Raw genomic sequence first — 25,406 nt, 5'->3', positions numbered from 1 at the left:
AGGCCCGACAGGCGAGTCACGACTTCTCGTCTGCGGGCACCACCTTGCCGAGCTCAGCGGGGCTGGAGAGCAACCGATGCTTGGGCAGCACCCGGACGGTGTAGCCGGCGGGTCCGGTGTGCGGCAGCGTCACGGTGGCCTGGTAACCGCCGTCGGCGACACAGCGCATCGAGGTGGTGACGAAGTCGCGCAGCTCGTCGGAGTCGTCCACCCTGCCCACCACGACCTGCACGGTCACGTCGGAGTCGTGCAGGCCCGCGAGCTCCACCAGCGCGCGCACGGTGATCTTGCCGCCGAGCAGCGGGGTGGAACCGTCCTCGACGGACATGTAGGTGTCGGTGACCCGCACCGCGCTCCACGCCTCGTCGAGCCGTTCCCGGTAGCTCGCGATCTCCTTCGCTCCCCGGTAGCCGTTGGCGGTGGCGGCCTGCACCGAGCGAACCGCGGGCGAGTAGTGGTTGTCCACGTACTCGCGCACCATGCGGGAGGAGTGCACCTTGGGCCCCAGGGTGGCCAGCGTGTGCCGCACCATCGACATCCAGCGACCGGGCAGGCCGTCGCTGTTGCGCTCGTAGAACATCGGGGCGACGTGTTCGGTGATCAGTTCGTAGAGCGCGTTGGCCTCCAGATCGTCCCTGCGTTCGGGATCGCTGACCCCGTTCGCGTTGGGGATGGCCCAGCCGTTGTGGCCGTCGTACATCTCGTCCCACCAGCCGTCGCGCACCGAGAGGTTCAGCCCCCCGTTGAGCGCCGACTTCATGCCGGAGGTGCCGCAGGCCTCCAGCGGACGCACCGGGTTGTTCAGCCACACGTCGCAGCCCGCGTAGAGGTACCTGGCCAACGACATGTCGTAGTCGGGCAGGAAGACGATGCGGTGGCGCACCTCGGGGTCGTCGGCGAACCGGACGATGCGCTGGATCATGGCCTTGCCGCCCTCGTCGGCGGGATGCGACTTGCCCGCGACCACCACCTGCACGGGGCGGTCCGGATCCAGCAGCAGGGCGCGCAGCCGTTCGGGATCCCGCAACATCAGGGTGAGCCGCTTGTAGGTGGGCACTCTCCTGGCGAACCCGATGGTCAGCACATCGGGATCGAAGACCGAGTCACACCAGCCCAGCTCCAGTTCGGAGGCACCGCGCTGCAACCAGGCATGCCGCAGCCTGCGTCGCACCTCTTCGACGAGCCTGCCACGCAACGAGCTGCGCAGCTCCCACAGCAGCGAGTCGCTGACCGGCTCGATACCACGCAGCCCAGCCCCCTGGTCCATCTCCGACTCGCCGATCAGCTTGCCGAGTTCCCGCGCCGACCAGGTGGGGCCGTGCACCCCGTTGGTGACCGAGGAGATCGGGATCTCCTCGGTGTCGAAACCGGGCCACAGGCCGCTGAACATCCGCCGGCTGACACCGCCGTGCAGCTCGGAGACGCCGTTGGCGCGCTGCGCCAACCGCAACCCCATGTTGGCCATGTTGAAAGTACCGGGTTTGTCCTCGGCACCGAGTTCGACGACCTTGTCGGTCGGAACTCCGGGAAGCAACGACTGCGCGGAGCCGTCCCCGAAGTAGTGCCGGACCAGGTGCACCGGAAACCGGTCGATCCCGGCGGGTACCGGGGTGTGGGTGGTGAACACGGTACCGGCGCGGACCGCGGCCACCGCCTCGTGGAAACCGAGGCCGGGGTCGGCGAGCAGTTCGCGGATGCGCTCCAGCCCGAGGAAACCGGCGTGGCCCTCGTTGGTGTGGAACACCTCGGGGGCGGGTGTGCCGGTCAGCTCGCAGTAGGCGCGCACCGCGCGCACCCCACCGATACCAGCGAGGATCTCCTGCCTGATCCGGTGACTGGCGTCCCCACCGTAGAGCCGGTCGGTGACGCCCCGCAGATCGTCCTCGTTGTCGTCGACGTCGCTGTCCAGCAGCAACAACGGGACGCGCCCCACCTGGGCCTTCCAGATCCGAGCCCGCAGCAATCTGCCCTCGGGCACCGCGACGTGCACCATCACGGGTTCCCCCGAGGGGCGGGTCAACAGCTCCAGCGGCAGCCCGCGGGGATCCAGCACCGGGTACTGCTCCACCTGCCATCCCTCGGGGGAAAGTGACTGCCGGAAGTAACCGGAGCGGTAGAGCAGCCCCACTCCGACCAGCGGAAGCCCCAGGTCGGAGGCGGATTTGAGGTGGTCCCCGGCCAGCACTCCGAGCCCGCCGGAGTAGTTGGGGAGGGCCTCGGTCAGACCGAACTCCATCGAGAAGTACGCGATCGAAGAGGGCAGCGGGGTGCCCTCGTCGCGGCGTTGCTGGTACCACCGCGGCACCGTGAGATAACGACGCAGGTCGTCGTCGACGGCCCGGCAACGAGCGAGGAAGTCCTCGTCGGCGGCCAACCTGTCCAACCGCTCCGCGGGGACCTCGGCGAGCAGCCGGAGCGGATCGCCACCGACCTCCGTCCACACGTCCGGTTCGACGGAGGCGAAAAGGTCCTGGGTGGGCGGATGCCAACTCCAGCGCAGGTTTATGGCCAGTCGGCCCAGGGCCTGTAGTGAATCCGGCAGGTGCGCACTGACGGTGAAGCGACGTACGGCTCTCACGGACGCGCAGGGTATCTCGCCGGGACACGACTCCCGAACCACCCACGCGCGAAACCCGGCGTGCGAACCTGGTGTACGTGCCAACGGGACCCCGCCACAACCGCGTTCTCCGAGCGAATCGTGCCGCAGCGGACTCGCTACCGCCGAAGACGGCGCGGACGCCCACCTCCGCGGGGAGCCCCGTTCGGAGAACACGGCGCCAGGCCCTGTCGCTGTTGCCGATGGTGCTGCTCACGCTGCTGAGCGGTTGCACCGCACTCCGAAGCGCGCCCACCCCTGATCCGGGTGTCGTTCGTCACTCCGTGTCCCCCTCGTTCGTGTTCGGGACCGATTCCTCCGCCGTGGACGAACTGGCGGCGACGGTGGTCACCGACGCGCAGGACTACTGGGAGGGCGAGTTCCGTGGAACGTTCGGACGGGAGTGGCACGATCTGGACGGCGGCTTCTTCTCGGTGGACACCACCGACGAGGACGCCGCCCCGCCACCGTGTTCGGCCAGTGCGGCGGAGCTGACGGGCAACGCCTACTACTGTGCTTCCGTGGACGCGATCGCGTGGGATCGCGCGGCTATGCTGCCGGTGCTGCGGGACCACTACGGACAATCGGCCGTGGTGCTGGTGCTGGCGCACGAGATCGGACACGCGGTGGCGCATCGGCTCGGCGGCGAACTCGCGTCCGGCGAACGGAGCCCGTTGCGGATCGAGACCACGGCGGACTGCTACGCGGGCAGCTACGTGCGGTGGGTGGTCGACGGTGACTCACGACGGCTGCGAATGGACTCGGCCGAACTGGACGCCGCGCTGCGAGCACTGATCAACTTCGCGGATCCGGTGGCCCGGCGCGTCGCCGACGCGCACGGCACCGCCTACGAACGCACGGGCGCGTTCCAGGACGGTTACACGAACGGGCCGAGAGCGTGCACCACGGAACGCGAATTCAGCGGGGAACGGACGCCCGAAGGCGACTCGCGGGGCAATCGCGACGTGACGGAGCTGTTGCGGGAGCGGGTTCCCCGGGCCCGGGAGTTCTTCGGCGAGCTGGTGAAACAGCGGGGTGGCCGGTGGAATCCACCGAAACTGCTGGATTCGGAGGTGGCCGGCTGCGAGGGGCCGGCCATCCTCACCGACTGCGGCGGGAACGTGCTCGCGGTCAACCGCGAACGACTACGACGTTCGATCTACGAGCTCGGTGACCAAGCGGCCGAAACAACCCTGATCGGCGCGTTCGCCACCGCCGCGGCGCGGGGAACGACTTCCGGAACCCCGGAACGGCTGGGAATCCGTGCCGCGTGTCTCACGGGCGCCTACACAGGTCACCTGGTACGCGACACCGATCGCGCCGGCGGCTCGGACCTGAACGAGGCGATCCGTGCCGTACTCGCCGGTGATGCGGCGCACCGGGAGGTTTTCGGGACGAGCACGGCCAGCGGCTTCGACGAGTTGCGGGCGTTCCGGGGCGGGGTGAGCGGTACCGCGGAGTCCTGTTCATAGTACGACTTCGTCGGCTCGGTCGTCCGCTGTGCCCGGTTCGAGAAACCTCCCGCAGCAGGCCGTGCCGCGTGTGTGGGCGTTTCGGCGCCGGAACGTAGCAGGCGCCGGGTGTGGATCCGCTCGGAACAACACGCTGAAGCTGTGCCGACCTCCGGGATTCACGGGATTCTCGGGCGGGTGCGCCTCGGGAAAAGTGCGGCTGATTCGTGCCCGCCCTGGTTCGTTACGCTGCGCGTGACGCTCTGCCGAGCCCAGGTGGAGGGACAGAACCCGAGCGATTTCGAGGATGGGACACGTCAGTGGGACGAAGCTCGACGACGCGGCGCCTGCTGGCAGGCTCGGCTGCCGCCGTCGCACTGTGCTTGTTGGCGACGGGGTGTTCCCGTCCCGTCGACGGAATTCCGACCGCCAACGACGAACCGAAGGTCGACACGGTGGCCGGGCTGCCCGCCAGTGACGGCCCGAGTGGCCGCAAGCCGGGTGCCACGGACGCGAAGCTGCCGGTGGTCGGGAGTACCGGTGGTGAGATCGACACCCTCGCGGTCGACACGGTCGCCGACGTGCGGGAGTACTGGAAAACGGCCTATCCGGACACTTTCGACGGCACCGCGTTCCGTCCGATCGCACGGCTGGTCTCGTACGATTCCCGGAACACCGACAGGCGCGTCTGCGGACAGCGGCTGGCCGGCTCGGCGAACGCCTTCTACTGCCCGCGAAGCGACACGATCGCCTGGGATCGCGGGGTGATGCTGCCGAAGCTGCGCAACACGTTCGGACAGATCGCCCCCGTAACCGTGCTGGCGCACGAGATCGGGCACGCGGTGCAGCACCGGGCGGGTCTCGTGGACGAGGACACACCGACGCTGGTCAGTGAACAGCAGGCGGACTGCTTCGCCGGAGCGTTCTTCCGGCACGCGGCGGAGGGCTCGGCACCACACATCCGCGTGTCGACCGGTAACGGGCTCAACACCGTTATGGGAGTACTCAGCTACATCCGGGACGCGCCGGGGCGCACCGGCTTCGCGGATCCCCAGGCGCACGGCACCGCGTTCGACCGGGTTTCGGCGTTTCAGTACGGCTTCAGCGATGGCCCGAGCCGGTGTGCCGAGATAACCGAGAAGTCGGTCGCGGAACGAACCACCCAGTTCCGCTTCTGGAAGGACAAGCAGGAGTCGGATCTTCCGGTGGAACCGGACAACATCCGAGCCGTGGCGCGGAGCCTGCGCAAAGTCTTCGGCGACACCGGGTTCGCTCCCCCGCGGGTGATCCTCGATTCCCGCTCCTGCGCCGGGGCCGAGAGCACTGAGCCGGTTTCGTACTGCGTGGAGACCAACACCGTCTCGGTCCGATTGCCCGGGCTGCGCGAGCTCGCCCGACCGCCCGCGAACGGCGAGCGCAGCTCGGGCTACGGAGACTTCGCCGCCTACGCCCAGCTGGCCTCACGCTACACGTTGGCCGTGCAGGAGTCCGCCGGGTTGTCGCTGCGTGGTGACGCTGCGGGGCTACGTACCGCGTGTCTGGTGGGCGCGTGGAGCGGCCTGCTCGTGGAGGACCCGCTCGGGCAGCGCAATCCGGTCGGCAAGCTGCGAATCGCCCCCGGCGACGTCGACGAGGGCGTGGCGGCGCTGCTGGGGGACGACAGTCTGATCGCCGCGGACCTGACCGGCAGTCAGGTACCCGCCGGCTTCCCTCGGGTCGAGGCGTTCCGCATCGGGTTCCAGCAGGGGATGAGCCCCTGCGCTTCCGAGTACGGCGCCTGATCGGAGATCCCCCCCCCGGTACCTCGCGCTGGAGCGAGTCCGGTGGCACCTGCCACCGAAGCTTGTTCCGGGGGCGGAAGAACCGGCACCTCGGTAGAGGCACCCGGCGGTTCTCGCCGGGTGCCGAGTCGCATGTGGTTCAGAAAAGCGCGCTGGCCAGCGAGCGCCGCGCGTTGGCGACTCGTTGATCGCCCTCCGGGAACAGGCCGAACATCTCCAGCAGCTCCTCGCGGACCCGGTCGCGATCCGCACCGGAAGTACGCCGGACCGTACCGATCAGCCGGTTGAAGGCATCCTCCACGCGCTGCTGCGCCAACTCGGCGTCGGCGGCGGCGAGCTGTGCCTCGACGTCGTCGGGGGCTCCTTCGGCACGCTCGATCGCGCCCGGATCGGCGCTCTCGGCACGGGCGGTGAACCGGACCTGGGCGAGTGCGGCCTTGGCCTGCTCGTTGTCCGGCTCCGCGTCGAGGATCGACTGGTAAGCCTGTTCGGCGGCCGCGTACTCCCCGCGTTCCAGCGCCTGCTCGGCCGCGGTGAACCGGGAGTCCTCCTGCTCCTCCTCGGCCGCGCCGGCGCCCTGCTCGGCGGCGCGGATGCCGGGAAGCTGATCGCGCTGCGAGTCCAGGATGGAAGTGATCCACTGCCGGATCTGCTCCTCCGGCTGCATGCCCTGGAACGCCTCGACCGGCTGCCCACCCGCGATGGCGATCACCGTGGGGATCGACTGGACACCGAACAGCTGCGCGATGCGCTGGTTGTTGTCCACGTCGATGGTGGCCAGCACCCAGGAACCGCCGCCCTCGCCCGCGAGCTTTTCCAGAATCGGGGAAAGTTGCTTGCACGGCTGGCACCAGGTCGCCCACAGGTCGACCACGACCGGCACCTGCATCGACCGGTCGACCACCTCGGCCTGGAAGTTGGCCTCGGTGACCTCGACGACCGAAGCGCCCGCCCCACCGGAGTCACCACCGGAATTACCACCGGAGCCCGCGGACTTCGCCTGGGCATCGGCCCGGTTCTTCAACCCCGACAGGTCGACCGCCCCTGCCATGGAGGCGGCGGCCGCCGAGCTCTGCGCTGCATCGGAATTCTGGCGTGGATCAGGCCGTGTCACACCCCCATCGTGCCACGCCGCCAGTGGCAGCCGGTGCACACCCCGACACCCCGCTCCGGACCGCGAAGAACCCGAAGTCGATCACCGAACGCGTTCGAGCAGGCATTTTATAGCTCGACCGAGCCAGCTTTGCTCACTCGATCAGGGGTATCTAGCGAAAATCTCTAATCTTCGAGCGGGACAGCGTCGAAACCCCCTCACGAGTCCGCGAGCGGCGCCGCACCATGCGGTGCCCCGCAACTCCGTAGGGACTCGATCGGGATTTTTCCCTACCCACAAGTTCGACGAGAGGTATCAGACAGTGCGTATTGCAACCCGTGTTGCCGGTGCAGCAGGTGTCGCCACCCTGGGCATGATGACCATGGGTACGGTCGCGTTCGCCGACACCAAGGACAACGACGGCATCAACGTGGCGGACGACAACAACATCAGCGCGGTGCCGATCCAGGCATGCGGCAACAATGTCGGTGCCGCCGTCGGCGTCGTCGTCAACCTGCTCTCGAGCCAGAACTCGAAGTGCGTCAACGCTCCGGTGGTCGACCACCCGCTGTCCAAGTGAGCTGACGGAGCTTTACCGGGCGGCATGGAGAACGTTCCGACTCGGAAGCGTTCCGGGGCCGCCCCGTGAAACGTCCGCCGCGGCTGGTGAGTCCGCCTCGCATCCGGTGAATCGCGGGACGCGGGTGGCGTCCTCTCGGACCCGGGACGTCACGGACGAGGGGATTCGCAACCCGCCGCGGCGGGCAGTTCCACGGCACGCGCGTCACGGCGCGCGCGTGCCGATGGCCGGTTCTGCTCGTACCGCCTTTGGCTGTCCTGCCTTCGGCTATCCGCCCTCCGGCGCCCCGGTGCCCGGTCGGCGCCCCCGCTCGGCCGAACAGTCGGGGGGATCTCAGTTGTCACCCTCGAGCTGCTGCTCGACCCGCTCGACCTTCTCCCGGAGTTGGTTGGTGTGGCCCGGCCGGATGTCGGCCTTGATCACCAGACTGGTGCGGGGCGCCCTGGCCGACACGGCCTCGGTAGCACGCCGGACCACGTCCATCACCTCCTCCCACTCGCCTTCGACGGTGGTGAACATGGCGTTCGTCTCGTGCGGTAACCCGGAGTCGCGCACGATCCGCACCGCCTCAGCGACAGCGGCACTCACGCTGTCGGAGTCCCCCGCCCCGGAGGGGGCCACGCTGAATGCGACCAACATGTGTGTTTCTCCTGACTACGAACTCTCGTTCCCATCGGGCTTCGCGGCGGGATACCGCGACGAACCTACCGGCGCCGCGTGGCGCACGTGTCGGACACGCGCCGAGCACGGCTCCGACGAACACCCCACATCGCCCGTTCGTGCAACAGCACGCTGCTAGCGTCGAATGCCATGAGCCCCCGCCAACCGCTGCCATTCGATCCCATAGCTCGCGCGGCCGAGACCTGGTCGCAACGTATCGGTCCTTCGTCGACGATGGCCGCGGTGACCAGCATCATGCGGGTCCAACAAATCCTGCAGTCCGCGGTCGACTCGGCGCTGCGGCCGCACAACCTGACTTTCGCCCGTTACGAGGCGCTCGTACTGCTCTCATTCTCCCGGCACGGAAGCCTTCCGATGCGTGTCATGGGGGACCGGCTGCAACTGCACCCGACCAGTGTCACCAACATCGTCGACCGGCTGGAAGCCGACGAACTGGTGCGACGCGTCCCCCATCCGACCGATCGACGTACAACGCTGGTGGAGATCACCGAACACGGCCGCACGGTCACGGACAAGGCCACGGAATCGGTCACCGACATCGACTTCGGACTCTCGGGCATCACCGAGCGGCAGACACAGCAGCTCACCGACCTGCTCGGCAAGGTCAGACAGGCTTCCGGGGACTTCTGACCGAATTCCTCCGGCCCACTCGTCCGGAGCCCGTCGAGCGGAACCAACCGACGACTCCCCCGCACGGACGCGGAGTCAGCGAACAGGCACGCTCCCGGCAACCCCGGAGCCGTGTCGCAGCCCCGGCCGTTCGCCCCCACAAGGGGCGGGAACGCCACGGTCAGTTCAACGCGCGCAACGCGCCGACCAGCCTCGACAACGACGTGGGACCCAGCGGTTCCGGCGTGGTGAGCAGCCCGCGTCGCAGCGCCCAGCGCTCGAAAACCACCGAGCCGAACGGCGGGACCGAAGCGATCAGGGCGAGCACCAGCACCCGGAAACTCCACCGCAGCGGCCCGTACACCACCAGGCTGACGAGTACGTAAGCGGTGAACACCAGACCGTGAATCCACCCCATGACGGTCACGGCCTCGGGAAAACCGAACCCGTACTTGAGCACCATCGCGAGCAGCAACCCGGCCCACGAGACAGCCTCGGCGACCGCGATCAATCGGAACCATCCGACACCAGTCCTGAGCACGGCCTCACCGTATCGTGGGGGCTGCCCGGCCCGAGGTCCGGTATGCACCGACGCGGGCGTGGCATGTGCGCACCGGACTGGTCGTTGTCGGTGAAATTTCGTTCAATGGCGGTATGACTCGTTGGGTGCTGCACTTGGACATGGACGCTTTCTACGCGTCCGTGGAACAGCTCACCCGCCCCACGCTGCGCGAGCGGGCCGTGCTCGTCGGTGGAACGGGACCGCGCGGCACCGTGGCGGGGGCCAGCTATCCGGCGAGGAGGTACGGAGCTCGCTCCGCCATGCCCATGTCGGAGGCCAGACGCCTGTGTCGCACCGCGGTGGTGCTGCCGCCGCGTTTCCGGCTCTACCGGGAGGTGAGCGAACGGGTCTTCACGATAGTCAGGCAGCTTTCCGAGCGATTCGAGCAGGTTTCGATCGACGAGGCGTTCCTGGAGCCGAGCGAGTTGACCGGATCCGCACCGGAAGTCGTGGCCGAATTCGCGGAATCCCTTCGTGCCCGGGTGGCGGCCGAGGTCGGAGTGCCCGCTTCGGTCGGGGCCGGATCGGGCAAGCAACTGGCCAAGATCGCCTCGGGAATGGCGAAACCGGACGGCTCGATGGTTGTTCCACCCGACGAGGAGAAGGAACTGCTGGCCGAACTACCGGTACGCCGCCTGTGGGGGATCGGCCCCATCGGGGAGTCCAAACTGCGCCGTATCGGGGTGCAGACGATCGGCGAGCTCGCGGCGCTGAAACTCGGCGACGTGACCTCGTTGCTGGGGCAGGCGCACGGCGCCGAGCTGCACGAACTGGCGCACGGCATCGACGAGCGGGCCGTGACCGAACGGGCCGAGGCCAAACAGGTCAGCGCCGAGACGACCTTCGACACCGACCGCACCGACCCGAGCGGGCTGGCGGGGGAGATAGTCGGCATGGCCGAAGCCGCCCACCGACGGCTGGTGGCTTCCGAACGTGCCGCGCGCACCGTCACCCTGAAAGTGCGCGACGCCGACTTCAGCACCATCAGCCGTTCCGAAACACTGTCCTCGGCCACCACCGAGCGGGAGGAGCTGGTGGCCGCCGCGCGCCGGCTGGCCGGAATCGCGGTCAGCCCCGGCGTGCCGGTACGGCTGGTCGGGGTGTCGTACTCGGGACTGACGGTCGCCGAACAGGCCACCCTGTTCCGGGTTCCCGAGACCGAGGAGAACGAAGACCCGCAAGCCTCGCCGGAACCATCCCGCGCGCCCGCCCCTGCCGTCGCTACCGGGGGAAGCCAGTGGCGACAGGGCGACGACGTGAGCCACCCCGGTTGGGGACACGGCTGGGTGCAGGGCTCCGGCCACGGCCGCGTGAGCGTGCGGTTCGAGACGTCCGCGACCGGCCCCGGAAGGATGCGCACCTTCGACACCGGGGACCACGAACTGGTGGCGGCCGATCCGCTCGACAGCCTCGGCGGAACCGACGCACCGGCCTGACCGCTCGGCCACCGGCTGGAGCGCTCGGCCACCGGCTGGAGCGCTCGGTCCCGTGCGCTGGTCCGCTCACCGCAGCGGTTCGAGGATCATCCCGGAGTCGGAGATTTCACGAGAAATCGACGCGGCTTCGGTGCTGCCGGTACCGAACCCCTACGGGTCTCGCAGCCGGCACCGCCGCGGGAGGCTCCGCCACCCGCACCGCCACGCAACCCGCGTGGGGCAGGGTCACGATCAGGTCTCGGGTGTCGGGGGCCGCCTGCGATAGTTCCCAACCCAGACGCGCGGCGCGGCGGCCTGCACGGCCTGTTCCAACCGTTTGGGAAGCCTGCTCAGCACCGGCAGGTGGAATCGGTACCGCACCGAGGGCAGTCCCTGCATGGGCGGGGACTCCTCGACCCGCCACCGCTCCAGCTCGGGGTGCCTGCCGGGAAAGGCGGAATCGGCGGGGAACAGTTCCAGGCAACGCCGGCGCTCGGGATGCACCAGCCTGCGGTTCTCGATCGGGCGCAGCGAACCGATCCCGACCGCCGCCACCTCGTCCCAGGGCACCCCGAACACCTCACCACTGGTGCGAGGGCAGATACCGCGCTGGTCCACCAGGAACCCGCGACCACTCAACGAGCCCTTGGCGGAGGTGATGAACCAGACGAAGCAAACCCCGAACACGAGCTGCCAGATCCACAACCACACCCCACCGGGGGAGTCGACCAGCGCCGCCGCGCACAACACGGTCAGGAAACCGCTGATACCGCCGCCGACCGCGAGATTACGGAAGGCCGCGGCGCTGACGTCGATGTCACGGGCGTGCTCACCGAGCAACACGGCCCGACCGCCCGCACGCTCCGGGCCCGCGCTGTTCGGGGCACCACCCGCTCGCCGCTGCACCCGGGTGGCCGGGTAGGCGTCCTGCCTGGTGCTCCCCCCGCCCGAAGCGGACGGTGGGGCGGGCTCCCCCGGGGGAACGTTGCGACGTTCCACGACCGTTTCCTGCTGTGGAACCGTACGGCGCGGGGCCGTCTTTCCCTGCGGATCCACACGATCGGCGCGTTGCCATCCCCCGGGTAGCCACTTCATGACGCCAGAATATCTTCACCCACGGTGTTCGGGCGGCACGGACCGCCACCGGAAGCGGCGACGATGGCGTGAACCCGAACACGTCCGGTCAGCTACGCGGCGCGTGCAGCAGCAGGGCGTCACCCTGTCCGCCACCGCCGCACAGCGCGGCAACACCGTCGCCTCCCCCGCGCCGACCGAGTTCGAGGGCCAGGTGCAACGCGAGCCGCGCGCCCGACATGCCGATGGGATGCCCGAGCGCGATCGCTCCCCCGTTGACATTGACCTTTTCCTCGTCGATCCCCAGGGCCTCGGTGGAAACGATCCCCACGGCGGCGAACGCCTCGTTGATCTCGACCAGGTCGAGGTCGGTCGGTGCCGCTCCCGCACGGCGGCAGGCTCGGGCGATCGCGTTGGAGGGCTGCTCGTGCAGGCTGGCGTCCGGCCCCGAGACCACGCCGTGCCTGCCGATCTCGACGAGCCAGTCGAGTCCCAGCTCCTCGGCCTTGGACTTGCGCATCACCACCACGGCCGCGGCCCCGTCCGAGATCTGCGAAGCCGTCCCCGCCGTGATGGTGCCGTCCGGATCGAAGGCCGGGCGCAGTTTGCCGAGACCTTCGGCCGTGGTGTCACCGCGGATGCCCTCGTCACTGTCGACGATCACCGGGTCGCCCTTGCGACGCGGCACTGTCACCGGCGCGATCTCCTCGGCGAATACACCGCGTTCGGCGGCCGCGGCAGCCCGTTGGTGCGACCGTGCGGCGAACTCGTCCTGCCGGGCACGGGTCAACCCGTAACGATCGTTGTGCTTCTCCGTGGAGGCCCCCATCGCGACCTGGTCGAACGAGCAGAACAGCCCGTCGTGGGCCATGTGGTCGAGCATCCGCACATCGCCGTACTTGTAACCCTCCCGCGAATCGCCCAGCAGATGCGGCGCCTGCGTCATGGATTCCTGGCCACCTGCCACGACGACGTCGAACTCACCGGCACGGATCTGCTGGTCGGCCAACGCGATCGCGTCCAGCCCGGAGAGGCAGACCTTGTTGACGGTCAACGCGGGAACGTCCATGCCGATGCCCGCCGCCACGGCCGCCTGCCTGGCAGGGATCTGTCCGGCACCGGCCGTGAGCACCTGCCCCATGATCGTGTACTCGACCTGCTCCGGAGCGACTCCGGAACGGCGCAGCGCCTCGGCTATGGCGATCCCGCCGAGCTGGGCGCCGGAGAAGTCCTTCAGCGAGCCCAACAGCCTGCCCATGGGGGTACGGGCCCCGGCTACGATCACGGAACTTTCCACGGCTGCCTCCGATGCGGTGTTGGGAAGTCTTGAGCAACGAACGGTCCGACGAGTCGACACCGGTCGGGCGGTCGACCACGGTTACCCCGTCCGGGCACCATGATGAACCGTGCCGACCGGCGGAACCATACCTGCACGGAACCGCACGACCGGCTGTGAGACGAAGCACACCGCCGGCGCGTTTCCACCGTGCCGTGTCGGGGGGTTAAGGTGCCGCCATGCGGGAGGAACTCGGTGAGCTGGTGACCGCGGTCGACCACGTGGGGGTCGCGGTGGCCGATCTCGACAGGGCGATCGACTTCTACCGGAACACCTTCGGTCTGGTGGCCACTCATCGCGAGACCAACCAGGAGCAAGGGGTGCACGAGGCGATGCTGGCCGCCCCCGACTCCGCCGAGTCGGACACGAGGTTACAGCTGCTGGCTCCGGCCGACGAGAGTTCCACGATCGCGAAGTTCCTGGACAAGAACGGTCCCGGCCTGCAGCAGCTCGCCTTCCGCGTAACCGACGTCGACGCCGCGTGCACGAGGTTGCGGAACAGGGACGTACGGCTGCTGTTCGAGACAGCACGGCGAGGCACCGCGAACAGCCGGGTGAACTTCGTTCACCCCAAGGACGCGGGTGGTGTGCTGGTGGAGCTGGTCGAACCCGCCTGAGCGCCCCGGCCGGAGTGAGCTCGACTCACCCCCGATCGACGGCACCGGGCAGCGCTCCGCGGGCTCACCCGGGCCTGGGGTGCCGCCGGGGTCTCGGATCGAGCGCACGGGCTATCAGCCCGATCTCGCCGTCCAGCGGCGAGCGCGCTTCGGGAGGCCGCGCGGTGGAGTGGCCGTGGTCGACGACCCTGGCCAACAGCAGGGCCGCCGTGTCGATGTCACCGGACCGGTCGTACGGCAGTACCGCTTCGATCACGCGTCGGATCTGGTCGACGACCAGCTGGAAGCGGCGGCGCAGCGCACCGCGTATCACTTCGTGCGTCTCGGCCTCCCGCCAGAGCAGGTGGGTGAGCACCGGCGAGAGCTGCAGTCGTCGGTCCAGTTCGGCCACCAGCCCGCGCAGGCTGGCGGCCAGGTCGTCCCGCACCACCACCTCCTCGCAGGGGACGCTCTGCTCCGGCAGCCGCTCGACGAGGGCCACCAGGAGGTCCTCCTTACGCCGGAAGTAGTAGTGGATCAGTCCCTTGGGCACCCCGGCGTGCTCGGCGATCCTGGATGTCGGTGTCGCGTCGAAGCCGGATTCCGCGAAAAGCCGGACGGCGGCGTCGAGTATGCGTTCCCGGGCTCCGGTCGAACCGGCACCGGCGTTCGTCGCACGCGCCGGAGGGCGACTACCGGCGGTCATCTCCGTGCTCTTCCCACTGGTCGCTGCCGAGCGCCCCGCCGGGTCCGGTGGGGCGGTGGGCGCGGCCGGGGTCGAGGGCCGCGCCCACCGGCGAGCGGTCGTTCAGTGCTGGCCCGCCATTCCCGAGCGGTGGGCCGAGTTGGCCTCCGGCAGCGCCGCGACTCCCACGACCACGGCCAGCACTCCCACTACCCAGGATGTCCAGGCCGCGCCGCCGAAAGCGGCGAACCCGAGTGCCCAGGGCGAGATCACCAGCAGGATTCCGAGCAGCACGTGCGCGTACTCGCTCGTTATGGATCCCGGCATCGCGAGTGACCACACTCCGGAGAGACCGAGCAGCACGCCGAGCACGATCATCGACGTCAGCGCCGCCGGACCGGTGAGGGTCCACAGCGTAGCCAGAATCAGATAAACACCCAGTATCACGGCTCCCCAGTCCTGCCACCGGGTCCAAGGCCGTGTCTGCGAACCAGCCGAACCACGAGCCATCTCGATCACCTCTCCCTTGTGACCGCTGGAAACACATTCTCCTCCTTGGCTGGCCGGCCGGTCAAACTGTGATACAGCTCGCATCGAAGGGCGGATTCCCGGCCTGTTCCGGACTCGGAGCGCGCACCGGACAACATCGACAACGGTTCGGAGGTAGCGTTAGTGCCATGGGTCTTGCCGACGATCGTGATCTGCTACCGCTGGGATCGGGCTTCGACATCGTTCGTAAGGGTGGCTACGACAGAGCCCAGGTCGACGAGCACCTGGAACGTATCGACGCGGACCTGCGCCTGCTCACCTCGGATCGTGACGCGGCGGTATCGCAGTCAGGGGAACTGTCCAAACAACTGGAATCGGCGCGTTCCGAGATCGAGAGCCTACGTGGACAGGTCGAGCGGCTGGGGCAACCGCCGACCACGATGGAAGGACTCAGCGAGCGCCTACAACGAATGCTGCGGCTCGCCCAGGAGGAAGCGGGCGAGATCCGTTCCAAAGCGGAGAGTGACGCTGCCGAGCGGCGGGAGCGCGCCGAGCGGGAGGCCACCGATCTCCGCAACCGCTACGAGCAGTTGATTTCCGAACTCGACTCACGACGCGCCGAAATGGAGTCCGAGCACCGCTCGGTTCTGGAGACCGCGAGGGCCGAGGCCGAGCGCATCACGACCGAGGCCGAGGAGAACCGCAAGCGGGCCGACGAGGAGTCCGAAGCACGTCGCGCCCAGGTCGAGGAGGACTTCGAGATCGCTATGGCGGCTCGCCGCAGCGAGTCGATGCGAACCCTCGCCGATCAGGAGGCCAACAGCAAGGCCGAGGCCGAGCGCCGTGTCAGTGAGGCCGCCGAGGAGGCCGACCGCAGGTTGCGGGAGGCGAGCGGGGAGGCTCACCGCCGGGTTCAGGAAGCCACCGAGGAGGCCGAACGGCTCACTCGGGAGAGCACCGAGGCCGCGGAGCAACGCGAACGGGAAAGCAAGCAAGCGGCCGAACAACGCGAACGTGAAAGTGTCGAAGCCGCCGAGAAACGGGAACGCGAGAGCGTCGAGGCGGCCGAGAAGCGTGAGCACGACAGCAAGGCCGAAGCCGAACGCCTGGTCACCGAAGCACAGGAGCAGGCAAGGCTGACTACGCAACGTGCCACCGAGGAAGCCACCCGCCTCCTGGAGGAGGCCACCCTCGAGAGCGAGCGGCTGCGCGGCAGGGCACGTGCGGATGCCGAGGAGCGGATCACGGCCACCACTCAGGAGTGCGAACGCCGGTTGAGCACGGTTGACGAACAGGTCGACACCCTGACCGAGTTGCGCGACAGCGTGGCCGGAAAACTGCGGGACGCGGCCGAACTGCTCGGGCAGACGACTCCGCTGCTGGACAGGCTCACCAAGGACGACGAGGCGGAACAGCGGCTGCGGGAATCCGCCGCCACCGCCCGGGAGAAAGCCCGATTGGAAACGATCGCCGCGCTGGACGAGCCGGAACGGGACAGCGGGGAGACCCCCTCCGAGGCGGACGGCGCGGAAACGGCCGAAACCGAGAGTGGCTCGGCGACCTCGGGCGGGGAGAACGGCAACACCGCGACGATACGGTTCGCGCTGGCCGACATCGAGAGTTCGGGCGCCACGCTCGCCGATCCGTCCGGCAACGGGCACGCCGGGGCGGAAACCCCCGGTTCCACCAACGACGGGAAGGCGGGCTCCGCCGGTACGGCGCCGAACGGGAAGGCATCGCTGGAGGCGGTTACCGAAAAGATCGATCGTTCGAAGCTCCCCCCGCAGCAGCCGGAGGCGAACGGGGTCGTGGACGCCCACGACCCACCGACCAGGCGGATCCAACTTCCCGACCTCGAGCACGGCTCGACACCCACCGGGGACGACGATTCGGGGACCGAGCCGGAGCACGGTTCGGATCAGCCCGTCCAGCAGCACTGATCGACCACCCCGGTTACGTCACCGGGGTGGTGCGGTGCGCTCCGGTCGTTCCGGCGAGCGGGGCGCGCCGTTCATTCGCCCAACCACTCCCGCACGGCGTGGGCGAACGCTTCGGGGGTCTCCATCGGGGAGAGATGCCCGGCTTCGGGCAGGATGACGACCTCGGAGCGGGACAGCAGCGCCGCCGTGTCACGCGCGGACCGCGGTGGGGAGAGGGTGTCCTCGGTGCCTGTCAACACCAGGGCCGGCCCCTGGTAGGCACGCAGCGTCTCGGAGCTGTCCGGGCGGTTAGCCATGGCACGCTGTGCCCAGGCGACCGCTGCGGGAGGTTGTTGCTCGACCAGCTCGCGTGCCTGCTCGACCACGCTGCCGCGCCGCTGCCGGGTGGTCTCGCCCAGAATTCCCGGCAGGGTGTTCTCGGCCAACCAGCCCATGGTCCCCTCCCGCTCGGCCCGATCGGCGATCCGCAGCCGGTTGTCGCGCTGTTCGGCGGAGTCCGCCTCGGCCTTGGTGTCGGCGAGGATCAGCCCCTCGAGCCGCTCCGGCGCCTTGCGCGCCATCGCCATCGCCACGTAGCCGCCCATGGAACAACCCACCACGTACACCCGCCGCAGTCGCAGCCGGTCGAGCAGCGCGAGCACGTCCTCGGCGACCGTTTCCAGGTCGGGCTCCTCCGGAACGGACCGCTGCGGATCATCGGAGGTGAGTTCGGTCGTGGCGGCCTCCCACGACGAGGGTTGCCCCATCCCCCGTTGATCGGGGGCGAGGACTCGGACGTGCTCCTCGAGCTCCGTACGCACCCCCTGCCACATGCGTGCGTCCACCGGGAACGCGTGCAGCAGCACGAGCGGCGTCCCGACTCCAGACTCGACGTAGTGCACGAGCTCCATGATGCCGTAACGGATCACCACGCGCGCGGTGTGGTGATCTTTCCGTAGGTGCTTGCCGAGCCAGGCGAGACAGGGTGGTGTTCCGAGGGACACCGGGCGAAATCCGCCCCGGACTCTCAGGAGTCCACGATCGTCACCTGGTGGGTGTCGACCTCACCGTCCCAGTGGCGGGGCAACGGGGTGGGAACATCCGGTGCGACCGCACTGACGACGGCGTCGAGCGCCTGGTCGGCCTTGCCGACCCACAGATGCTTGGTGTCGGGGAATCCGGTGACCTCGGCCTGGGTCAGCGGGGCGAACCTCCGACGTGCCTCCTCGGGACGCAGGTAGTCGTCGAATTCCGGGATCAGGGCGTGCACCGGTTTGCCGGACTCGGCCCAGGCGCGCAGATGACGCTCTTCACTCCAGCGCAGCGGCGGGGAGAGGAGCACGGCACCCGTGACCGACGGGTCCAGACCGTGCACCAGGGTCAGATCGGTGCCGAAGGACCAACCGAGCAACCAGACATCGGGCAGATCGTGGAACTCGGCGTATTCCAGCGCCGCGGCGACGTCGAAGCGTTCCGATTCACCGTTGTCGAAGTTGCCCTCGCTGCGCCCCGCCTCGCTCGCGGTACCGCGCGTGTTGAAACGCAACACGGCGAGATCGGCCAGCGCGGGCAGCCGCCAGGCCGCCTTGCGCAGCAGGTGCGAGTCCATCATCCCACCGTGGGTGGGCAGCGGGTGCAGGCACACCAGGGTGGCTCGGGGAGAACGGTGCTGTGGCAGGGCGAGCTCGCCCACCAGTCGCAGACCGTCCGCGGTGTGCAGCGTGATCGGCTCACGGCGGCCCGGGAGCACGGTGTTGGCGCGGATTTCGGTGCTCATCGCCGCGATCCTGCCACGAAACGGTGAGGTCTCGTCGGCGGGTCAGCCCCGGAGTTCCCCCGGTCACTCCGGGGCGGGGCGGCGGTTCGTCCGCTCCGGGGCTCGGGCGGGCCCGGACTGCTCACCGGCTGGTACGGGAGCCCGCGGGGAATCACCGCGCCCTGGGGCCTACCGGAGGCCGAATCCGCGTCCACTGCGTTTGCGAGAGTTCCAGCATCCGGTGTGCCAGTGGCGGCGATCCCGCACGGTGCCGTACTCGTCGGCGGGCCAAGCGACGACATGTCCCACGCCGGGACGTATCTCGTGGTCGCAGCCGGGACAGCGGTAGTCCTTCTGCGCCTGGGCGGCCGGCACGGTTCGCACGATCCAGTCGCCGTCCGGCCCCGTCTCGGTGCGCGCGAAACCGAAACCGGACCCGAGCGGGCGCGCCGTGGACTCCGGTCGACGAGAACTCTTGGGGCGGTTGCGGCGAGGCACATCCCAACGTTAACCGGCGGCTTCGGCCCCCGAAAGCACCTCCCCGGCCGGGTTGCCCACGGCATGGCCGACCCGAACGCCGTTCACGATCTGGGGCCTCTCCGGGCCGAGCTGCCTCGCCTTGCCGTTGCGTCGGTGCGGCGTCAATTTCTCGCGAAATCGCCGGGCCCTCGGTGCGGTGCCGAGTCGCACCACGACCGCAGTGGAAACTCCCACCACCCTCGCAGCAGGACCGACCGCGGGTTCTCCCGTGCGACTCTCGCGAGGACGCCGGAAACGTTGTGTAGTACCTACCCGATGTCGCCGGACCCGCAGCGAGAGCCGTGCGAGAGGTTCCGCCAAGTGAGGGCCCGAGACAACCACGGTGTCGACTTCGTGCCGGGTCACCGTTTCGGGAGTGCGGGCCACACCCGCTCGGCCAACCCACGGGCGTACTCGCAGGCCCGCACCCCGTCGGCCTCCGGCAGAAAGACCACCAGCATCGCGACCTCGATCTCCCCGGCAGCGGGATCGCCGAACGGGATGTGACCGGTCTCGGCGGCACACAGCCCCACTCTCGGGTCCTCGCCGATGATGTCGACCACGGTACGTCTGCCCGCGGTGCGCTCCACGACGGCCGTGGCGTCCCGCCTGCGCGGTGGTTCTCCCGCGGTGAGCGTCAGTTCCACACTGGGCACCCGGATACTCTCGCCGCCCCAACGACACCGGTGCCCGGCGGGACTGGTCTGCCGCTCCGCTCGCCGCAGTCCAGCGACCCGGTGCACGATCTCCGTCGGCAGCAATCCGCACGAATCAGTCCTCGCCAGCGAGTTCGGTGGATAATCCCGGTGCTCGACCCCACCGGCCAGCACGGTCTCGGCGGCGGCCTCCGCTCCCGAACCGGCCACGGTGCACAGCCCCACCTCCGGCTCGCCGGACAGCAGGTCGACGTCGACGCTCATGGCGATCCCGTCGGAGAACAGGATCCGCCTGCCGCAGTGCTCGGGAACCGGAGGCTCGTCGACCACCCGGAGGCCACCGACGTGCCGCACGGGGTTGCCGGAGGTCAGCTCGGCGGCGTTCACGTCGTGCAGCCGCCCAACGGCCAGTTGCAGCAGTCCGCCGGAATCCGGACGCAGGTGGAACAGGCAGTAGTCCAGCGAGACGGTGTCGGCTCGAGTCACTTTTCCGAACCGTTCGAGCCGCCGAGTACGCAGCAACCCGCACGGATCGAGCGTGGACAGGTCACCCAGCACGGCGCTGGAGACTCCCCGCTCTTCCCGACGCGTGGAATCCCCGGTCGGAAACACCGCACAGCCGGCGAGCAGTCCGAACAACAGCCCGAGCACCACGAACGATCGGATACTCCGGTAGCGCGAGCGTCTGGTCACGCGTCCTCCGCCGGTGAACATACGGAACGATCCGCACCTCGAAGCCGTTCGACGTACCGGCCGGCTCACCCTTCGAAATCGCTGTCGGCCAGCTCGGTCACACGTCGCAGTGCCGACTCGGCGTCCGGACCGGTGGCCTGGAGACCGATCCGGTCGCCCTGGCGTGCCCCGAGTCCCATGACCCCGAGCACGCTGCGGGCATCCGCGGAGTTTTCGCCCGCGGTGATGGTGACCTCAGCGTCGAACCCGGTCAACGCGCGCGCCAACAGCGCGGCCGGCCTGGCGTGCAGTCCGACTTCGTTGCGCAGGACCAGTTCCTGTTCCACTCGCGGAGATGTCGTGGTGGGCGACTCGGTGCCGGAATCCGTGTCTTCGGCCGCGGTGGTGGCTTGTTCGGGGGATTCGACGATTCCCCCGGCTGCGCGCTCCGCCGCGTCGACAACCGTTTTCAGTGCCTCGCCCCCCTGCGCCGAGGCAGCTGCGGCGACGGCGCCCTCGACGAGCGGGGCCTCCGCCACCGCGGCGGCGTCCGGATCGGCCAACGACTCGACGGCGAGTTCCGCCGTCATGCGAGCACTGCCCAGGTCGTACAACAGCACCACCCCGGCACCGGAGTCGGCCTCGGCCAGGGCCGCGGAAGTCGCCTCGAAGTCGGTTCCGAGGCCTCCGGGCGCCATGCCGCCCGCGGGTTCGGCCCTGACGTCGGGCGCGAGCTGCCCCAACAGCTCGACGACACCGCGCGCTAGGGCGTCGCTGTGCGAAACGATCACGAGTCCGACCGGCATCACTCGGCTCCTTCGACGTCGGCGAACGCGGCCAGCAACAAGGCCACGGAACGGGCTCCCGGGTCGAGGTGCCCGGCACTGCGGTCACCGAGGTAGGAAGCGCGCCCCTTCCTGGCTACCAGCGGCACGGTGGACCGCGCCCCCACCTCGGCCGCCTCGGCCGCCGTCGCCAGGGTCCCGCCCGGCTCACCACCCCGGCCCGCGCTCTCCTCCGCGGCGCGCACGGCGGGGAGCAGCGCATCGATCATCGTCTTGTCCTCGGGTTCCGCCTTGCCACGGGCCACGACACCGTCCACGCCCGCACGCAACGAGGCCGCGATCGCCGTGGCGTCGAGCGATTCGGCGTCCCCGACGGTGGAGGCCGCGCGCAGGAAGGCGGTACCGAACAACGGGCCGGAGGCCCCACCCACGGAGGAGATCAGGGTGGTGGCCACCAGTTTGAGGACGGCACCCGGGGTGGGCGGATCGGCGAGCTCCAGCTGTGCCAACACCGCGCGGAACCCCCGGTCCATGTTCTCCCCGTGGTCGCCGTCCCCGATCGCTCTGTCCAGTTCGACCAGCTCGTCGCGATGGACGGAGATCACCTCGGCACCCCGACGTACGGCGGCGGTGACTTCTCGTGCCGTGCAAGACATGCGGTCCTCTATCCTGTCTTCGGGAGTCCTCACGCGACAACCGGAGTACTCGCGCGGGAATACGGCGGGGACGAACCATCGGGACGGGAGCGACGCCGAACGGCGCCGCGTTCCCGCCGAACGGATCATTCGCACCCATCCCGAGGGTCTCACCAGGTCAGTGCGGGAGTACTCACCGGCGCGTCCCACAACTGCCGCAGCTCGTCATCCAGCTTGAGCAGTGTAAAGCTCATTCCCTGCATTTCCAGACTGGTGATGTACGGCCCCACCAGTCTCCGGGTGACGCGAACACCGCGTTCCGCGAGGAACCGCTCGGCGACGCCGTGGGCGAGATACAGCTCGGTCGGAGGTGTTGCCCCCATCGAGTTGGTGAACAACAGCACCTCGTCGCCCTCCCGGAACGGCAGATCCGCCAGAATCGGCTCGAGCAGCCGTTGCACGATCCGGTCGGCCGACTCCAGCTCGACCCGTTCCCTGCCGGGTTCGGCGTGAATGCCCACACCGATCTCCATCTCGTAGTCGGCGAGGTCGAAGCTCGGTTCACCGACGTGGGGGACGGTGGGGGCGGTCAAGGCCATCCCCATGGAACGCACCCCGGCGCTGACGCGCTCGGCGATCTCGTGGCAGCTCGCCAGGTCGTGCCCTCGTTCGGCGGCGGCGCCGACGATCTTCTCCAGCAGGACGGTCCCTCCCACTCCACGCCGCCCCGCGGTGTTGGTGGAGTCCTGCACGGCCACGTCGTCCTGGACCACGACGGTGCGTACCCCGATGCCCTCCCCCGCAGCCAGCTCGGCGGCGGTCTCGAAGTTGAGCACGTCGCCGGTGTAATTCTTGACCACCAACAACGTTCCCGCACCGCCGTCCACCTCCCGAATGGCCGCCTGCACGGCGTCCGGGGTGGGAGAAGTGAACACCGCCCCCGGGACGGCGGCGTCCAGCATCCCGGAACCGACGAATCCGACGTGCAACGGCTCGTGCCCGGAACCTCCCCCGGAAACCACGGCCACCTTGTCGGACACCGGGGCGTCGGTACGGACCACGAAGTCCGGATCCAGGTGGATTCGCAACCGATCGGGGTGGGCAGCGGCCATGCCGCGCAGCGCGTCGGTCACGACATCGGCGGGAGCGTTGATGATCTTCTTCACTGGCGACCTCCTGACAGACCGTGGCGCTTTCGGCCCGGCTCCACCACTGGATTCCCGGAACCGATACCTACCGGGGACAGGGGCGGGCAGGCGCCGGACGAATCCGCCGCAAGCCCGGAGCCGGCCGCCCTGGTGGTGAACGGTTCCGCGTACCCAGGGTCCTTCGGGAGACCACAGTCCGGCAACAGTCGAGTACCGGCCAGTCGAAAAGTTGTTCCGCCGGGTAGGCACCGCGGCAGTGGTGCCGCCCGCTCACCGGTCGCCGGTCCCACCCGGGGCCCGACGACACGCCCGCGAACGGGTGCGAGGCGGAGCGGGCGCGGTGCCGAGGCGGAACGCTCACCGGCGTCCGCGAATCAACTTCATCAACCGCACCAGATACCGCACGGTCCGGGTGGAACGGCCGAAGGTCATCGGATCGATCGGCATGCGGAACCTGGTCCGGGTAATGGCCTGTGGCCTGGCGAACTCCCGCAGCCCGTCGGCACCGTGAATCCTGCCGAAGCCGGAGTCCCCCACCCCGCCGAACGGCAGGGCAGGCACGGCGGCGAACGAGATCACCGAGTTCACCGCGACCATTCCGGTGCGCATGCGACGCGCCAGCGCCATCCCCCTGGAACGTGAGAACACCGTGCCACCGAGACCGTAGTTACCGTTGTTGGCGCGCTCGACGCCTTCCTCGGCGGTACTCACCCGGTTGATCACGATTGTGGGTCCGAATGTCTCCTCCGCGACCGCGGCCGAGTCCTCCGGCACGTCGGTGAGTACCACCGGATCGACGTAGGGCGGGCGAACCGAAGTCTCACCACCCAGCTCGGCCTTCCCGCCGGAGCGGACGGCATCGGCGATGTGCTCGCGGATCACCTCCACCTGCGAATCCATCGTGATGGGACCGAGGTCGGCGGTGGGCTGTCCGCCGGGGCGCAACTTCTCCGCGCGGTCGAGCACCAGCTGGACGAACCGCTCGGCAACGGAGTCGACCACGTAGACGCGTTCCACCCCGATGCAGGTCTGTCCCGCGTTGGAAACGGCGCCCCACACCGCGGCCTCGGCGGCAGCGCGCAGGTCGGCGTCCGAATCCACGATCAGGGCGTCCTTGCCGCCACACTCCACCAGCACCGGAGTCAGCGACTCCGAGCAGGTGGCCATCACCCGCTTGCCGGTTTCGGTCGAACCGGTGAAAGCGATTTTGTCCGTCCCGGCTCGGCACAGCGCGGCACCGGTCTCGCCGAATCCGGTCACCACCTGCAGTACGGGCTGTTCGGGAACCACCTCGGCGAAGGTGCGCCGCAGCCACTCCCCCACGCCGGGCGTCAGCTCGCTGGGTTTGAACACCACCGAGTTACCAGCGGCGAGCGCGTAGGCGATGGAGCCCATCGGGGTGAAGGCGGGATAGTTCCACGGCCCGATGACTCCCACGACGCCGAACGCGCGGTACTCCACGGTGGCGGCCTGGTTGGCCATGAGGGCGCCCGCGGAAACCCCGCGCCTGCGGAGCACCTTGTACGCGTTGGCGGCCGCCCAGTGCAGATGGTCCACGACGAGCACCAGTTCGAGCCTGGCGTCGTCCATCGGTTTCCCGGTCTCCGCGGAGATCAGCTCCGCGGCCTCGTCCAACCGTGAGACCAGCAGCCTGCGCCAGGCATCCAGCCTGAGTTTCCGCTGGTGGAAGCCCAGTTCGTCCCACCAGTGCTGGGCGTCGCGAGCGGTGCGGACGGCATCGGCGACGTGCTTCCCGTCGTGCACCGGGTGGGTGGCCACCACTTCACCGGTACGCGGGTCGATCGATTCGAAGGTGGAACCGGGCGAGGTGTCGGCCGTCTTCTCGACAGGTGCTTCGACACCGCCACGGGCGGTCTGGGTCATGCTCGGCCTCCCCACCGGTCGGTGTTCGCCGGTCGCGACGTCGCTGATGGGACGCAGCCTACGCAATTCGGCCGGACGACGACGCACGCGACCTCCGCGCGGGCACGTGCCCGCGCGGAGGTTCAACGAATCATCGGCTCACTGGTTGCGCCGAGCAGGCAACCGGGGAGCGGGGAGTCGACGAGCTCCCTTAGGAGGACTCACTCTCCGAGTCGGTGGGAACGACGATCGGACGCAACCAACCCCAGAGGATGAAGGAACCGGCGAAGATCAGCATGCCGATACCGCTCCAGAGGTTGATGTTGATTCCCGCCGCCTGATCGATCTCCTGCGAGCTGGTCCCGAACAACCCCATCAGGGTGCAGATCAGACCGTAGAGCACGAACAGCGCGGCGATCACCTGGCGAACGTCGAACACTCCGGCACGCTGCCCGCTGCGGGAGCCGTTCTCGTTGGATGCGCTCATACTTGCCTCCCGATATGG

The 25,406-nt window shown here is 69.0% G+C and carries 24 protein-coding genes; 7 read left to right on the top strand and 17 right to left on the bottom strand.

The genetic code is table 11. From position 1 onward, the window contains the following. Positions 1-16: 16 nt before the first annotated feature. The gene (gene glgP / locus BLR41_RS17770; RefSeq protein ID WP_092630174.1) at positions 17-2,578 is read right to left on the bottom strand and encodes an alpha-glucan family phosphorylase; all 2,562 of its coding nucleotides are present in this window, start codon (positions 2,576-2,578) and stop codon (positions 17-19) included. Positions 2,579-2,880: 302 nt separating this feature from the next. Here glgP and BLR41_RS17765 point away from each other — a divergent pair, with 302 nt between their 5' ends. Both BLR41_RS17765 and BLR41_RS17760 read left to right on the top strand, forming a co-directional pair. Beyond that, on the top strand, positions 2,881-4,068 hold the full coding sequence (locus BLR41_RS17765; protein ID WP_176798041.1) for a neutral zinc metallopeptidase: 1,188 nt from the start codon (positions 2,881-2,883) through the stop codon (positions 4,066-4,068). 299 nt (positions 4,069-4,367) lie between these two features. Next, positions 4,368-5,828, top strand: a complete 1,461-nt coding sequence (locus BLR41_RS17760; protein ID WP_092630169.1) for a neutral zinc metallopeptidase — start codon at positions 4,368-4,370, stop codon at positions 5,826-5,828. 139 nt (positions 5,829-5,967) lie between these two features. Here the strand turns inward: BLR41_RS17760 and BLR41_RS17755 are convergent, their stop codons facing one another. Continuing rightward, positions 5,968-6,879, bottom strand: a complete 912-nt coding sequence (locus tag BLR41_RS17755) for a tetratricopeptide repeat protein (protein WP_092630166.1) — start codon at positions 6,877-6,879, stop codon at positions 5,968-5,970. Positions 6,880-7,243: 364 nt separating this feature from the next. Here BLR41_RS17755 and BLR41_RS17750 point away from each other — a divergent pair, with 364 nt between their 5' ends. Beyond that, on the top strand, positions 7,244-7,501 hold the full coding sequence (locus BLR41_RS17750; protein ID WP_342745389.1) for a hypothetical protein: 258 nt from the start codon (positions 7,244-7,246) through the stop codon (positions 7,499-7,501). 333 nt (positions 7,502-7,834) lie between these two features. Here BLR41_RS17750 and BLR41_RS17745 read toward each other — a convergent pair whose 3' ends face one another. Next, a complete protein-coding gene (locus tag BLR41_RS17745) occupies positions 7,835-8,140 on the bottom strand; it encodes an MTH1187 family thiamine-binding protein (protein WP_092630162.1) in 306 nt (101 codons plus the stop codon). Between the two features lie 171 nt (positions 8,141-8,311). On the opposite strand from BLR41_RS17745, the gene BLR41_RS17740 reads away from it, so the two are divergent. Beyond that, on the top strand, positions 8,312-8,812 hold the full coding sequence (locus BLR41_RS17740) for a MarR family winged helix-turn-helix transcriptional regulator (protein ID WP_092630159.1): 501 nt from the start codon (positions 8,312-8,314) through the stop codon (positions 8,810-8,812). Positions 8,813-8,972: 160 nt separating this feature from the next. Here the strand turns inward: BLR41_RS17740 and BLR41_RS17735 are convergent, their stop codons facing one another. After that, entirely contained in the window at positions 8,973-9,332 is a 360-nt protein-coding gene (locus BLR41_RS17735; RefSeq protein ID WP_176798040.1) for a DUF3817 domain-containing protein, read from the bottom strand. Positions 9,333-9,445: 113 nt separating this feature from the next. Between BLR41_RS17735 and BLR41_RS17730 the strand changes: the two genes are divergently transcribed. Beyond that, positions 9,446-10,789, top strand: a complete 1,344-nt coding sequence (locus BLR41_RS17730; RefSeq protein WP_092630399.1) for a DNA polymerase IV — start codon at positions 9,446-9,448, stop codon at positions 10,787-10,789. Positions 10,790-11,020: 231 nt separating this feature from the next. On the opposite strand, the gene BLR41_RS17725 is transcribed toward BLR41_RS17730, so the two are convergent. Next, the gene (locus tag BLR41_RS17725) at positions 11,021-11,863 is read right to left on the bottom strand and encodes a hypothetical protein (RefSeq protein ID WP_092630153.1); all 843 of its coding nucleotides are present in this window, start codon (positions 11,861-11,863) and stop codon (positions 11,021-11,023) included. A gap of 88 nt (positions 11,864-11,951) precedes the next feature. After that, positions 11,952-13,139: an acetyl-CoA C-acetyltransferase gene (locus BLR41_RS17720; RefSeq protein WP_092630150.1), complete on the bottom strand. Its 1,188-nt coding sequence runs from the start codon at positions 13,137-13,139 to the stop codon at positions 11,952-11,954. Between the two features lie 218 nt (positions 13,140-13,357). Here BLR41_RS17720 and mce point away from each other — a divergent pair, with 218 nt between their 5' ends. Beyond that, entirely contained in the window at positions 13,358-13,795 is a 438-nt protein-coding gene (gene mce / locus BLR41_RS17715; RefSeq protein ID WP_092630147.1) for a methylmalonyl-CoA epimerase, read from the top strand. A 64-nt stretch (positions 13,796-13,859) separates the two neighbouring features. Here the strand turns inward: mce and BLR41_RS17710 are convergent, their stop codons facing one another. Both BLR41_RS17710 and BLR41_RS17705 read right to left on the bottom strand, forming a co-directional pair. Beyond that, positions 13,860-14,480, bottom strand: coding sequence for a TetR/AcrR family transcriptional regulator (locus BLR41_RS17710; protein WP_092630144.1), 621 nt, complete (start codon positions 14,478-14,480; stop codon positions 13,860-13,862). A gap of 102 nt (positions 14,481-14,582) precedes the next feature. Then, positions 14,583-14,969, bottom strand: coding sequence for an SPW repeat domain-containing protein (locus BLR41_RS17705; RefSeq protein WP_176798047.1), 387 nt, complete (start codon positions 14,967-14,969; stop codon positions 14,583-14,585). Between the two features lie 167 nt (positions 14,970-15,136). Here BLR41_RS17705 and BLR41_RS17700 point away from each other — a divergent pair, with 167 nt between their 5' ends. After that, the gene (locus BLR41_RS17700; protein ID WP_092630137.1) at positions 15,137-16,888 is read left to right on the top strand and encodes a coiled-coil domain-containing protein; all 1,752 of its coding nucleotides are present in this window, start codon (positions 15,137-15,139) and stop codon (positions 16,886-16,888) included. Positions 16,889-16,959: 71 nt separating this feature from the next. On the opposite strand, the gene BLR41_RS17695 is transcribed toward BLR41_RS17700, so the two are convergent. The 9 genes from BLR41_RS17695 to BLR41_RS17650 form a co-directional block, all read right to left on the bottom strand. Further along, positions 16,960-17,769 (bottom strand): alpha/beta fold hydrolase, encoded by an 810-nt coding sequence (locus tag BLR41_RS17695; protein ID WP_092630396.1) that lies wholly within the window; start codon positions 17,767-17,769, stop codon positions 16,960-16,962. 125 nt (positions 17,770-17,894) lie between these two features. Then, positions 17,895-18,644, bottom strand: coding sequence for an alpha/beta hydrolase (locus tag BLR41_RS17690; RefSeq protein WP_092630134.1), 750 nt, complete (start codon positions 18,642-18,644; stop codon positions 17,895-17,897). Between the two features lie 168 nt (positions 18,645-18,812). Then, a complete protein-coding gene (locus tag BLR41_RS17685; RefSeq protein WP_092630131.1) occupies positions 18,813-19,121 on the bottom strand; it encodes a hypothetical protein in 309 nt (102 codons plus the stop codon). Positions 19,122-19,504: 383 nt separating this feature from the next. Beyond that, positions 19,505-20,491: a DUF3558 domain-containing protein gene (locus BLR41_RS17675; protein ID WP_092630393.1), complete on the bottom strand. Its 987-nt coding sequence runs from the start codon at positions 20,489-20,491 to the stop codon at positions 19,505-19,507. A 65-nt stretch (positions 20,492-20,556) separates the two neighbouring features. Then, the gene (dhaM, locus tag BLR41_RS17670) at positions 20,557-21,276 is read right to left on the bottom strand and encodes a dihydroxyacetone kinase phosphoryl donor subunit DhaM (RefSeq protein WP_092630126.1); all 720 of its coding nucleotides are present in this window, start codon (positions 21,274-21,276) and stop codon (positions 20,557-20,559) included. Beyond that, positions 21,276-21,911: a dihydroxyacetone kinase subunit DhaL gene (gene dhaL / locus BLR41_RS17665; protein WP_092630123.1), complete on the bottom strand. Its 636-nt coding sequence runs from the start codon at positions 21,909-21,911 to the stop codon at positions 21,276-21,278. The genes dhaM and dhaL overlap by 1 nt, the downstream gene beginning before the upstream one ends. Positions 21,912-22,060: 149 nt before the next feature. Beyond that, complete coding sequence (gene dhaK, locus BLR41_RS17660; protein WP_092630120.1) at positions 22,061-23,056, bottom strand: dihydroxyacetone kinase subunit DhaK; 996 nt, start codon at positions 23,054-23,056, stop codon at positions 22,061-22,063. A gap of 339 nt (positions 23,057-23,395) precedes the next feature. After that, positions 23,396-24,922 carry an aldehyde dehydrogenase family protein gene (locus tag BLR41_RS17655; protein WP_092630117.1) on the bottom strand — a complete coding sequence of 509 codons (1,527 nt, stop codon included), beginning with the start codon at positions 24,920-24,922 and terminating at the stop codon, positions 23,396-23,398. Between the two features lie 190 nt (positions 24,923-25,112). Beyond that, the gene (locus tag BLR41_RS17650; RefSeq protein WP_092630114.1) at positions 25,113-25,388 is read right to left on the bottom strand and encodes a hypothetical protein; all 276 of its coding nucleotides are present in this window, start codon (positions 25,386-25,388) and stop codon (positions 25,113-25,115) included. Between the last annotated feature and the right edge of the window lie 18 nt (positions 25,389-25,406).

The sequence above is a fragment of the Actinopolyspora mzabensis genome (assembly GCF_900101095.1).
Classification (GTDB): Bacteria; Actinomycetota; Actinomycetes; order Mycobacteriales; family Pseudonocardiaceae; genus Actinopolyspora; species Actinopolyspora mzabensis.
Note: the sequence above shows the minus strand (reverse complement) of the source record. Positions and strands in the feature narration are given on the sequence as shown.

What these genes read in the sequence shown, in the direction of transcription:
- BLR41_RS17690 (WP_092630134.1), bottom strand. Translation starts at nt 18,644, where the DNA reads ATGAGCACCGAAATCCGCGCCAACACCGTGCTCCCGGGCCGCCGTGAG.
- BLR41_RS17655 (WP_092630117.1), bottom strand. Translation starts at nt 24,922, where the DNA reads ATGACCCAGACCGCCCGTGGCGGTGTCGAAGCACCTGTCGAGAAGACG.
- BLR41_RS17705 (WP_176798047.1), bottom strand. Translation starts at nt 14,969, where the DNA reads ATGGCTCGTGGTTCGGCTGGTTCGCAGACACGGCCTTGGACCCGGTGG.
- BLR41_RS17740 (WP_092630159.1), top strand. Translation starts at nt 8,312, where the DNA reads ATGAGCCCCCGCCAACCGCTGCCATTCGATCCCATAGCTCGCGCGGCC.
- dhaM (WP_092630126.1), bottom strand. Translation starts at nt 21,276, where the DNA reads ATGCCGGTCGGACTCGTGATCGTTTCGCACAGCGACGCCCTAGCGCGC.
- BLR41_RS17650 (WP_092630114.1), bottom strand. Translation starts at nt 25,388, where the DNA reads ATGAGCGCATCCAACGAGAACGGCTCCCGCAGCGGGCAGCGTGCCGGA.
- BLR41_RS17725 (WP_092630153.1), bottom strand. Translation starts at nt 11,863, where the DNA reads ATGAAGTGGCTACCCGGGGGATGGCAACGCGCCGATCGTGTGGATCCG.
- BLR41_RS17710 (WP_092630144.1), bottom strand. Translation starts at nt 14,480, where the DNA reads ATGACCGCCGGTAGTCGCCCTCCGGCGCGTGCGACGAACGCCGGTGCC.
- BLR41_RS17755 (WP_092630166.1), bottom strand. Translation starts at nt 6,879, where the DNA reads ATGGCAGGGGCGGTCGACCTGTCGGGGTTGAAGAACCGGGCCGATGCC.
- BLR41_RS17730 (WP_092630399.1), top strand. Translation starts at nt 9,446, where the DNA reads ATGACTCGTTGGGTGCTGCACTTGGACATGGACGCTTTCTACGCGTCC.
- mce (WP_092630147.1), top strand. Translation starts at nt 13,358, where the DNA reads ATGCGGGAGGAACTCGGTGAGCTGGTGACCGCGGTCGACCACGTGGGG.
- BLR41_RS17745 (WP_092630162.1), bottom strand. Translation starts at nt 8,140, where the DNA reads ATGTTGGTCGCATTCAGCGTGGCCCCCTCCGGGGCGGGGGACTCCGAC.
- BLR41_RS17700 (WP_092630137.1), top strand. Translation starts at nt 15,137, where the DNA reads ATGGGTCTTGCCGACGATCGTGATCTGCTACCGCTGGGATCGGGCTTC.
- dhaL (WP_092630123.1), bottom strand. Translation starts at nt 21,911, where the DNA reads ATGTCTTGCACGGCACGAGAAGTCACCGCCGCCGTACGTCGGGGTGCC.